7 protein-coding genes are annotated in these 12,156 nt (G+C 33.2%); 3 read left to right on the top strand and 4 right to left on the bottom strand.

The genetic code is table 11. From position 1 onward, the window contains the following. The first annotated feature begins 7 nt into the window (after positions 1–7). Entirely contained in the window at positions 8–1,795 is a 1,788-nt protein-coding gene (gene yidC / locus ACQQ6V_RS08140; protein WP_448845040.1) for a membrane protein insertase YidC, read from the top strand. Between the two features lie 415 nt (positions 1,796–2,210). On the opposite strand, the gene ACQQ6V_RS08135 is transcribed toward yidC, so the two are convergent. Both ACQQ6V_RS08135 and ACQQ6V_RS08130 read right to left on the bottom strand, forming a co-directional pair. Then, a complete protein-coding gene (locus tag ACQQ6V_RS08135; protein ID WP_448845039.1) occupies positions 2,211–2,843 on the bottom strand; it encodes a response regulator in 633 nt (210 codons plus the stop codon). A 4-nt stretch (positions 2,844–2,847) separates the two neighbouring features. After that, the gene (locus tag ACQQ6V_RS08130; protein WP_448845038.1) at positions 2,848–4,599 is read right to left on the bottom strand and encodes a sensor histidine kinase; all 1,752 of its coding nucleotides are present in this window, start codon (positions 4,597–4,599) and stop codon (positions 2,848–2,850) included. Positions 4,600–4,901: 302 nt separating this feature from the next. On the opposite strand from ACQQ6V_RS08130, the gene ACQQ6V_RS08125 reads away from it, so the two are divergent. Beyond that, on the top strand, positions 4,902–5,558 hold the full coding sequence (locus tag ACQQ6V_RS08125; protein ID WP_448845037.1) for a TrmH family RNA methyltransferase: 657 nt from the start codon (positions 4,902–4,904) through the stop codon (positions 5,556–5,558). Between the two features lies 1 nt (position 5,559). Here ACQQ6V_RS08125 and ACQQ6V_RS08120 read toward each other — a convergent pair whose 3' ends face one another. Continuing rightward, the gene (locus ACQQ6V_RS08120; RefSeq protein WP_448845036.1) at positions 5,560–6,258 is read right to left on the bottom strand and encodes an RsmE family RNA methyltransferase; all 699 of its coding nucleotides are present in this window, start codon (positions 6,256–6,258) and stop codon (positions 5,560–5,562) included. Positions 6,259–6,363: 105 nt separating this feature from the next. Further along, positions 6,364–7,380, bottom strand: a complete 1,017-nt coding sequence (gene tsaD / locus ACQQ6V_RS08115) for a tRNA (adenosine(37)-N6)-threonylcarbamoyltransferase complex transferase subunit TsaD (protein ID WP_448845035.1) — start codon at positions 7,378–7,380, stop codon at positions 6,364–6,366. A gap of 3 nt (positions 7,381–7,383) precedes the next feature. Between tsaD and ACQQ6V_RS08110 the strand changes: the two genes are divergently transcribed. Then, positions 7,384–12,045 (top strand): translocation/assembly module TamB domain-containing protein, encoded by a 4,662-nt coding sequence (locus tag ACQQ6V_RS08110; protein WP_448845034.1) that lies wholly within the window; start codon positions 7,384–7,386, stop codon positions 12,043–12,045. The last annotated feature ends 111 nt before the right edge of the window (positions 12,046–12,156 follow it).

Here is a 12,156-nt window from a genome sequence, read left to right as displayed (position 1 = left end):
CATATTAATGCAACAGAACAAAGGACTGGACAAAAATCAGCTTATAAGCTTCGGAGTATTGTCGATGATCTTGATTGGCTTTATGTTTTATTTTCAAAATAAGCAAGCTTCTACAGAACAAGAACAAATTGCCCAACAAGCGCATAAAACTGAACAAACTACCGCATCTAAGCCAAGTACGGCTACTAATCTTAATGATAATGTGTCGCCCAATGCGATCCAAAAAGTTAACCTTAACAATAATGAGCTTAGTCTTGAGTTTTCTAGCGTTGGAGGTCAGGTAACTTCTGTTAGACTTAATCAGTTTAACGCTTATGATAAAGTTAAAAAAGATAAACCTCTTTACCTTTTCAGTAATAATAATGCAGAATATGGTTTCGAGTTTAAAGATAAAACAGGTAAATTAATTAATACCAAAGACCTTGTTTTTACGCCAACGGTTGCAGGTAATACAGTAACATTATCTAGCCAGTTAAATGGTGCGGTTATCCAATTTATCTATACTCTGAATGCTAAATATGCTTTAGATTTTAAAGTAAGAACACAAGGTCTTGCTAATGTAACATCTGATAATAAAGCTACATTTAAGTGGAATTATAACGTTAGAGAGTCAGAAAAAGGTCGTGCACAAGAGCAGACACATACAGAGTTTGTTTATGCTTTCAATAATTATAAAAAATATGATTATGATGCACGTTCTGATATGGATGAGACTAAAGAAACGCTTAACTGGATTGGTGTAAAACAACAATTCTTTACAGCAGTGATAGAAGCGCAACATGGTTTTACGCAATCTAAAGGTTTTCAGGAAAATATTGAAGAAGGAGAATTCTTAAAGAAATTTAATTACGATGGTCAAGTTGCTTTCTCAGGCGGCGAGTTTAACCAAGATTTTACATGGTATTTTATGCCATTAGATCTTCCTTTACTTAAATCTTACAATAAGAATTTTGAAGAAATTTTACCATTAGGATGGTCATTAATAGGATCATTGAATAGACATGTTTTCATCCCGATGTATGATCTGATTTCATCTTGGGGGATTGCAGCAGGTTGGGTAATTTTCTTAATGACGATCTTTATTAAGTTGATATTGTCACCAATCATGTACAAGCAACATAAGCTAAGTGCAATGATGAAGGTGATCCGTCCAGAGATTGACGAGGTTAACAAAAAATATAAGGATGCAGATCCTATGAAAAAGCAGCAAGAAACAATGGCTGTCTACAGGAAAGCAGGTGTTAATCAATTGGCTGGATGTTTGCCGGCGTTGGTTCAGATTCCTTTATTCTATGCTTTATTCCGTTTCTTCCCGAATATGTTAGATCTTAGAGGGAAAAGCTTCTGGTTTGTAGATGATCTTACGGCTTATGATGACTTAATAAAATTACCATTTAATGTACCATTGTTGGGAGATCACTTAAGTGTTTTTGCAATTGCGTGTACGGTTGTTATTTTGATTTATACAATGATGACTGCTGGTAATATGCAGCAACCAACTCAAGAAGGGATGCCTAATATGAAGGTATTAATGTACATCTTCCCGATTACATTCTTATTCTTCTTAAATACGTCTGCTTCTGGTCTTTCTTGGTATTATTTTATCTCCAATGCAATTAACATTCTAATCATTTTGGTGATTAAATATTTTATCTTGGACGAAAAGAAAATCCATGCTCAGATCCAGGCAAATAAACAAAAGGCGCCTAAACCTGAAGGTAAATTCCAGAAACGTATGAGAGAGATGATGGAGCAAGCTCAGGAACAACAAAAGAAACAAGGTGGGAAAAAATAATTCCTAATCTTGATTATTCAAAAAATATAAAAAAGCGAAATCGAAAGGTTTCGCTTTTTTTAGTTAAGAATTTTATTTGAACTCAGATTGGATTGCTTATGGGCTAACGAAGTTATACATTGAATGAAAAGCAGAAGTCTTAAGTCAATCATTGTGTATCTAAAGTAAACTAAAAGTGAATACAAAAAAAATCCTGCGAAAAGTTTCGCAGGAATCGTTCCATCATTTGTGTTAGTAGAACCTTTATCAAGTGTTTGTGTTTTTAGAATCCGGACTAACGTATTGCTTTGTTAGACTTTTTCGATACTGCAAATTTATTAAGTTCTTGATAAAGTTTTATTATAAAACCTTTAGATAAATGTCGCGCGGTTTGTAGATATTTATCTACAATAATAAAAGGCTAATGACTGTTAGATTAGTGATGGTCTTTCATTAGATCGATAAGCTCTACAATATTATCGATATTTAATTTATCGAATATTCTTTTTTTGATGGTGCTTACCGTATTTTGTTTGATATTAAGGTTGTTTGCAATTTCTAGATTACCATAACCTTTGGCGTACATTTTCGCGATTTCTAGTTCTCTTTCTGTTAAGCTAAAAAGAGGATTTACAAGACTGCGATTTCTGATAGAATTCATGAGTAAGGATTGTACGGACGGCGAAATGTATTCTCCGTCTTCCTTCATCTTGAGAATGGCTTGCATGATTTCTTTTTCGTCGCTTAATTTACTGATAAAACCATTAGCCCCAGCATTAATATATTTAAGAGCTTGTGTGTTCTCATCAACTCCTGTAAACATCATGATTTTGATATCAGGTTTTATACGTCTAATTTCTGGTAATATGTTTAGGCTATTCCCATCCGGAAAATGGGCGTCAATAATAGCGATTTCTACGGGGTGTGTTGTTACAATTTCTAATAATTGTGATAGGTTAGAGGCGTGTAAAATATTACCTTTAAAACCAACATCTTCTATAAGAATTTCTATGCCTTGTCTTATTAGGCTGTGGTCATCAGCAAGTAAAAAAGTGGTAGTTTTATCCAAGTGACTAATTTTTAAGATTTAATTTAATAGAGAACGTTACAGTCGTTCCTTTGTTTGTTTTACTGGTTACAGATATTTTGCCAGCATATAATTCTACAATTTCTTTGCAAAGGCTTAAGCCTAATCCTGCGCCTAGATTTTCGATTTTATCAGACAATACGCCTTGATAATAAGGTTCGAAGATTTTTTCTAGATCAGACTCGGAGATTCCTACGCCTGTATCTGTGATTGTCGTATTGAGAGATATTGTAGAGGTATCAATTGTTTCGGTAGTTGTGGTGACAGAGATTTTTCCGTTTTCTGTAAATTTATTAGCATTCCCAATAATGTTCATAAAAACCTGATTAATCTTATTGTTGTCAGAAAATACAGTGATATTAGGATCTATATTGTCTATAATGATTAATTGATTATTTCTTGTTTCTATGTAAGGCTCTATGGATTTTAAAATAGATTCAATTTCATTTTTTAAATTGAATGTTACCGGAATTAATTTGTTCTCTATTTGTTGGTTTTTTGTGTATTCTAAAATTTGGTTAGCCTGTATCAGTAAGGTATTATTGGTGAAGCTAATTGACTTTAAATAATCTTTTATCGTGTTGTCTGTGGTTTTTTTATTAATTCTGTTGATGAAAATATCAATAATTTTAAGCGGTGATCTTAGCTCATGGCTTAACATACCCAAAATTCTATTTTTGAAATTAAGATTTTCTTTGATTTGTGCATTCGCTTCATCTTGGTTTTTCTCATAGATGAAAGCCATTCTGGTAAAATACATGATTAATATTGAAACAATAAACATCAATACAATCAACCCAATTGCAAGATACATTCTGATGGTATTATTAATAGAAGTCTGCTTGTTGTGTTCTTCTTCTAGATCAGATTTGGCTGTTTTAATCCCGAATTCATATAGATTCATGAGATTATTGGTGTAGAGTAGAAGGCTTATTGAGGCTTTATGAAAATTGTCGCTATTATTTTTATTTAGATTATTTAGGTTGTCTTGTTTTTGATTATTTTGTATTGTGACTTCTACTTTATTAACTTGCTTGGTATAATATTTATCAACCGAGTTAACGAGGCTATCTAGATCGCTTTTCATTTTAGAAGCATCTTTAGCTTTGTTCTGCTTCATTGTTATAACAGTACTGTCTTTTCTAACATTTTCTGTACCTGTTATAGCATCCTTCAACCTACCAAAAAGACCTTTTTTTTGTATTGTATCTTTATACGTTTCTGTTTTTATATCGTATTGATCTAGATCGTAATCAAAATGATATTTTTTTATTTTCGGTAATTGCTTCGGTTGACTTTTGGTTGTGTTTTGCGTGTAATTTTGCGTAGAATCAATAAGGTATTTAATCTGCTTTAGCCCGGAAGCATCTTTTCTTTGTACGATTAAAATTTTATTCAGCTCAGGATTTTTAAACTTAAAACTGTTAATACTATCCAAGCTTTTTGATAATTTGTTAACAGTATTAAAATAAGACTCCAGATATTTTTCGTCAGAGGTTGATAAGTATTTTTGGAAATATTCTTGAGAAATAAAAAGCTCATCTCTAGAGTTATCCGTAAGATGTTCTAAGGATTGTACATCTTTTAATTGATTTTGCAAAAAAGTTAGATTCTTTCTGCTGTCGAATTCTGTATAGATGAATCCTGCAATAGCTATTTGAATCAACAAAATACACAGTATTAGAGAATAATGTACTGTTTTTCTAATTTTGGGATCGAATAATTTAGAAACAATCATGCTTGGATTTTTCTTGATATTAAGATGGATAATTCTATTTGTAAGATTGTATTTAAGGCCAAATAATTAATCTTTTTTTATAGACGTAAATTTACAAAATCTATTATTATTATCGTGTAAAATTATAGATTTATAATAATGACTTTGATTGACTATGATGTTTTATTTTATATGAGATTTTTGTTTTCTGTTTCGCAATTATATTAAGATTTAGTTTGTTTTTTAGACTTTATTATTGATATTGATTTTGATATTTAGGCTTTAATATTTAGAGATTAAAGTCTAATCTTTATATTTGCAGTATGAATTTAGAAGCTACTTATCAGTATTTACAGCAATTTTTGACAGAAGAACGACTTACTAAGATTAATCATTTTTCATCAGAGAGTTCTGATTTTATTTTACCTGTCGTAGAAGATGTTTATCAATTTCGGAATGCTGCTGCAATTTTGAGATCTGTAGAAGCTTGTGGTTTTCATAAAGTAGTAGCTTTAGAAAAAGAAAATATTTTTGATCCTAATCTTCGCGTTACAAAAGGCGCAGACACGTGGGTGCAAGTAGAGAAAATGCCAAGAGAAATCGCATCTCTTCAAAAAGTAAGAGATAGAGGTTACAAGATTGTTGCTGTGTCGCCTGAGCGTAATGCCACGATGTTACCAGATTATCAACCTACAGAGCCACTAGCTTTGGTTTTTGGGACAGAGTGGGAAGGGACAACGGATGAATTATTGGATTTTGCAGACGAAACTTTAGCCATCCCAATGTATGGTTTTACACAAAGTTTTAATGTCTCTGTTGCGGCTGCAATTTGTATGTATGACCTCAAGCAAAAACTGATTAATTCTAATATTGATTATAAATTAAATCAAGAAAAATTACTACAAACCAGAATTAATTGGGCTGTTAATTCTATCAAAAGTGGCAAAGAAATCTTAGAACAATACCTTAAAGAGTCCTAGTTTACATCAAAGAATAATTCCATGCGGCAACAAAAACACCAGCGGTTTCTGTTCTCAATCGTTGATTGCCGAGTGACACAGCTTTGATATTTTTTTCGGCTAAAAGAGCAATTTCCTTTTCAGAAAAATCACCTTCGGGACCAATGAGAAAAGTGATGGATTTATGATTAAGATTTTTGATATCATTAAGGTTAATTCTCTCAAGATTCTCGTGGCAATGCGCTACGTAAGTGTTTTGTTGATCCAAAGAATTAATAAAATCAGAGAATTTTGTTAAATCATTAACTATGGGAAAATGAAATCTCAAGCTTTGTTTAGACGCCGCAATGCTTTGTTTTCTCAATTTGTCGATATTGATATTTTTACGTTCGGTCTTTTCTGTGTTGATTAGCGTAATCTCAGAAATACCCATTTCTGTTGCTTTTTCAATAAAAAATTCGATACGATCAATATTTTTAGTTGGCGCAATTGCAATATGAAGTTTCGGCGAAAAATCGGCTTGGTTTTCTTTAATCTCGATAACATTAAGATGGGCTTTTTTACCTTCTAATTTTAATGTTCCGAGGGCTAATTTTCCCTTTCCGTCCGTCACATAGATTTCTTCGCCGTCTTTTATACGAAGGACTTTGATGATATGTTGTTGCTCTTCATCATTGATGGTAACGGTGTTGTTGTCTATGGTTCCGAAGAAAAGTTTCATGGTTTAGAATTTATTTTTATTGAATTTTTTTAATGTTAAAAGAAGAGTAATTGAGTTTTTGACTTGGTGCAACTAATTATCAATCAAAAAGTCATCATATCAACTTTACAAATCATATTTAGACGTTGCTGTCGTTCTTAGATCTGTAAACTCGCCACGTTCGTATTTCAATTTGGCAACCATTGCGATCATTGCCGCGTTGTCGGTGGTGTATTCAAATTTCGGAATGTAGATATTCCAACCTAGCTTTTCATGATTGTCTTGCATCGCTTGTCGTAACGCCGAGTTGGCAGAAACGCCACCTGCAATCGCCACTTCTTTAATATCAAGATCTTTACTTGCTTTTTCTAACTTTAACATTAAAATTTCTATGATTGATTTTTGCACCGATGCACAAAGATCATTAAGATTTTCTTGGATGAAATCAGGATTTTTCTTCACTTCTTTTTGAATAAAATATAATACAGAAGTTTTAATCCCACTAAAAGAATAATCGTAGTTTTCTAATCTCGGTTTGTTGAATTTGAAAGCGTCAGGATTACCTTCTTTCGCTAATTTATCAATAATAGGCCCTGCAGGATAATCGAGGTCAAATATCTTTCCGATTTTGTCAAAAGCTTCTCCAGCAGCGTCGTCTATGGTTTTTCCGATGATTTCCATATCGAAATAATCTTTAACCAAAACAATCATTGTGTGACCTCCACTAACCGTCAAACATAAAAACGGAAATTGTGGAGGTACAGGATTAGCATCATCTATAAAATGTGCCAAAATATGCGCCTGAAGATGATTGACTTCTATCAAAGGAACATTAAGACTCATAGCCAAAGATTTAGCAAAGGAAGTTCCTACTAAAAGTGATCCTAATAATCCTGGTCCGCGTGTAAAACCTATGGCGCAAATGTCATTTTGTTGTATATTTGCTTTGGAAAAAGACTTTGTAACCACAGGAATTATATTTTGCTGATGCGCTCTGGATGCTAATTCTGGTACAACACCGCCATATTCATTATGAATAGATTGATTGGCAGCAATGTTGGACAAGATTTGATTTCCTTTTATAATTGCAGCAGAAGTATCGTCGCAAGATGACTCAATTCCTAAAATAATTGTTTCGCTCATAGAATGGCAAAGTTAGAAAATAAAAAAAACACTAATGAAACAAATCCTGAAAAAACGGATTTGATAGACAAAAAACATAAAAAAAGCTCATTGTGGGTAAGAATACCTTTGTACTTTATTCTTAGTATTTTGGGCTTATTGTTCTTGATTTTTATTACGCTTAATCTCCCTGTAACCAAAAAGTATATTGCCGATAAAGCTATAGAATTTCTTAATAAAGATCTCAATATGGGGCTTAAGGTAGACGATATAGAGATTAATTTCTTTGGAGATGTTGTCCTAAAGGGAGTTCATATTAAAGATTATAAGAATTTCGAATTCATTACGGCTAAAGAATTACAAGCCAATTCTGATTGGTTTGCGTTGGCTTTTAATACCAATGATCTTAAGTTTAATAAAGCCAAAATTGTTGATCCTTCTTTTAAAGTTATTACTTATAAGGGTGATAGTATTAGTAATTTCATCCGTTTTATTGATAATTTTGATGACGGAAAACCAAGAAATCCTAAGAAGAAACCTTTCCAGATGAAAATGTTTGTGGATATCATTAATGGTAAAGCAAGCATTGTTAATGAGAATCATCCCGGAGAAGAAGGGCGTTGGTTAGATGCTCACGATATTAATATCAGATCGCAAGAGATAAAAGTTGTAGGACCTAATGTTACTGCTGATATTGGTAATTTCAGTTTTGTAACAAAACGTTGGGGTAAGGAGCATATTGTAGATGCTTTTTCTACCAAGTTTGAAATCACAAAAAAACACTTGAAACTAGAGGATTTGGTTTTTCATACCGATCATTCTTTATTAATGGGACATGCTATTCTTAATCTGGATCATAAAACAGGTTTTGGAGATTTTAGCAATAAAGTTAATTGGGATGTAGATTTTAAGCAAGGAAGTTTTTTCAGCGGTTATGATCTAAGTTATTTTATGCCAACTTGGGATAATTATAAGCCGATGAGTATGTCTGGTGCTATGACTGGACCTCTTAATAAAATGGCTTTAAATAATTTTCAGGTTAAAGCTCAGGATATTAATTTACACGCTAAAAAATTAAAAATAGCAGATGTTCTTAAAGGTCAATTTTTAATTGAAAGTGAGCAATTAGATGCAGATTTTACATACAAAGCGCTGAAGGCAGTTTTGCCTAGTTTTATAGCAAAAAATTTAGGAAATGTTGCGGATGACTTTGGAAGATTAAAGTATAAAGGCGCTGTAAGGGCTCAGCCAAAAGAGATATTTGCCCATGGAGAAGCCATCACAGGTATTGGTCAAGCTAAGATTAATCAATTTTATCTTACGGATTACAGCACAAAACTTCCTAAGTATAAAGGTTATTTCGATGTTAAAGATCTTAATATAACCGCGTTTACCAAGAATAAACAAGTTGGGTTAATCACAGGGAAATTTAATGTAGAAGGTCAAAGTTTTGATCTTAATACAATGCATCTCCGTACGAAATCTGAGATCCAACGCATCCAATTACTAGGTAATGATATCGCTAATGTTGTACTAGATGGTACATTGGATAGAAAACAATATAAAGGACTTGTTAATATTAATGATCCTAATGCCAAAGCTAAGATTAATGGTTTGGTTGATTTTAGCACTAGTCGTCTAAAAGCTGATATTACAGCAGATCTTCAGTATGTAAATTTAAAGCATTTTGGAGTTTCTGCAGGTGGGATGAACAGTGTTAGTGGTTTTGTCTCGGGTAAATTTGCAATGACTAACCTTAACGATTTGGATCTTGATGCCAATCTTAAAGAGCTTACTTTGACTTCTGACGATCAAAAATTAATACTGCCTAATTCTGATATCAAAGCTTTCTTCGAAAATGGAAATCGTGTAGTTTCTGTCAATTCTCCAGGTGCTGTTACAGGACAGATGGCTGGGAAATTTAATATTGAAGATCTTGGCAAGATGTTCAGTAATAGTATTAATAAAATTATGGTAGGCAATCCGCCTAAGAAGACCTATAGCGGACAATATTTTAATTTTGATTTTGATATTAGACAAGGGTTGGTTGCTTTCTTTGTTCCGCATCTTAAAATTCCTAATGGCGCTATTGTCTCTGGTAATTATCAAGGCAGCACCAATGATCTTATACTTAATGCTGATGCACCTTATATTAAGTATATAATGACTAAGGAAAAAGAATTGTCTGAGGCAGAAAAATTCTTAGCAGATACCGACGAACATTATAAGCCAGACATGCAGAAGTCTATAGATAGCGCAATGGTGGATAGTCTAATGATTCGTGTTAATACGGCTAATCTGGAGCAGCAAGTTTTAGCAAATATAAAACGAGGAGAATACAGTAAAAATGTCTTAAGAGATGTGAGCATTAAGGCAAATAATGATAATGGTCAGGTTCTCCATGTAAAGACAGGGTTCCAATTAGGATCTCTTGATGAAGAAAAAGCTAACAAGCTGAAGGATTATGCAATTAATCTTAACCAAACAACCAACTCACAAGGTGATTATATTTTAAGATTTGAACCTACTCAGGTTAAGATTAATAATATGGCTTGGAGCATAGATACCAGTGCAGAGTTGGATCACTCCATTACTTATCGACAAAAAGAAAAGGATTTTGTTGTTCACAATCTCAAAGTTTTTTCGGATGATAGTGCTTTGTTGATAAAATCTGCCACCTTTAAGTCTGCTAAAGATTTTGAAGCGGATGCAGAGGTTACCAACTTTGATATTTCAAAATTAATAGCATTGACTTCCTCTTCAGATTCTCAGGATAACATGCAGTTGAAAGGTATCGCTAATGGGAATATTCAGATCGTTATGAATGAGAAAAACCTAGAACCTCTGGTAAATCTTGAGGTTAAGGATATCGAAATGAATGGCGAAAAAATGGGCGATCTAGTGATTAATGCGACCAAAAGTTCTCGGGCTAATGTTTTTGATATTGATATTAAAGCATTGTCGTCAGAATTATTAGGCGGCAACAAGCTTCATGTGAGTGGGACAATAGATAATAATACCAAGTCTCCTACTTTGGATATGAATGCGGAGATGTCTGATTTTGATCTTAGATTTGTTCAGGAATTTGTTAAGAGTATTTTTGGTAATTTTAGAGGAAAAGCCACGGGAGATCTTAAGATTGCTGGGACATTTGCAGATCTTGATTATAGTGGTGATATAGGATTGAAGGGATTTGGACTAAAATTATTATTCACAGGAGTAGATTATAGCTTTGCTGATACTATAATCAGTTTGTCCAAAGGTCAAGCCTTGCTTAATGGTATAGAGGTGAGCGACGGAAGAGCTAATTCTAAAGGTAGAGTTTCTGGTTCTATCCAGTTTGAGACCTTGTCGTCTATGGCGATTAACCTCCTTTTAGAATCTACCAATCTTATGGTTCTTAATAGTACCCAAGAGGATAATGATTTGTTTTGGGGCAAAGTTTATGGTAAAGGCGATTTATATGTATCTGGCCCTGTCTCTGGATTAGAGATTTCTACACCTAATATGCAAGCACTAACCAATAGTGTATTTACATTTAACAGTAACTCTACTTCTAATGTAGAAGAATTTAAAATGTTACGATTTCTTCAGAGAGATGAGACAGGACTTATCACCGTAGAAGAAAAGAAGCAACATGGTGCTAATATGATTGTCGATTTTAACCTAAAACTAGATAAAGGAACTACGGTTAATGTTTTGGTTGGTGATGGTATTGGTGATATTAATGTAAGAGGAGATTCTGATAATTTGAAGTTTAGGATGGAGCGTAACGGTAATGTCAGCATGAACGGAACTTACATCGTAGACAGCGGCATCTTTGAGTCCAAAGCAATATTAAGTCGTAAATTTCAAATCACAAGAGGAAGTGGTATCCGTTGGGGAGGTAATCCTATGACACCAGATCTGGGTATCGCTGCTACCTATTCTCGTACGGTGAGTAATGCTGGAGATTATCTTGGTATGACATTACAACCTATTAATGTATTGTTAGGAATTAAAATTTCTCAGACATTAACTAATCCCAAAATAGAATTTGATGTTACAGCACCTGATGTTTCTGCACAAGTGAGAGAGACATTAGCCACTAAGATGAGTAACGAAGATGAGAAAGTTATTCAGTTTGGGTCTATCTTGGCGCTTAATACTTTTAATGTTACGAGTGCGGGAGGATTAGATATTAATCTCGGAAAAACTGGAGAATCTATCGGTTACGGCATGTTATTTAAACAATTAGGTTCTGTGCTTAATACTATTAGTAGTGAGTTTCAGGTAGATTTAGATTATATAACAGGCGATGTAGGTTCCAATACTAGCGATAGAGCTAATACCAGTGTGAGTTTTGCAGTGTCGCCAAGAGTTAAAATTAAAACTGGTCTTGGGATTCCTATTTCTAAAAATGATGCGACGTCTCAAAATTACCTTTCGGGAGAAGGGATAATAGAATATGATTGGAGTAAAGCTAATAATGGAAGTAGACTCTTAAGAGCTTATTCTAAACCATCCAATTTGGGACTTGGTGTGACCTCTGCGGGCGCCAATCAAAGCTATGGTGTTGGAGTTGTGTATAGTAAAAGTTTTAATTCGTTTAAATCTTTGTTCGGAAAACGCAATAATTCACAAAAAATTAAGGAAGATAAAAAGAAAATTATAAAAGATTCCTTAAAGAATGATAGTGTAAAATAGTTATATTCTAAAGAAAATCGTAAATGAGTTAAAACTTGTTAAATTTTTAATAAGTTTTCGTGTTCTTGTAATTTTTCTTAAATTTGTAAAAAATATTTTATTTTTTTAGTA

It is taken from the genome of Chryseobacterium electrogenes (assembly GCF_053553015.1).
Note: the sequence above shows the minus strand (reverse complement) of the source record. Positions and strands in the feature narration are given on the sequence as shown.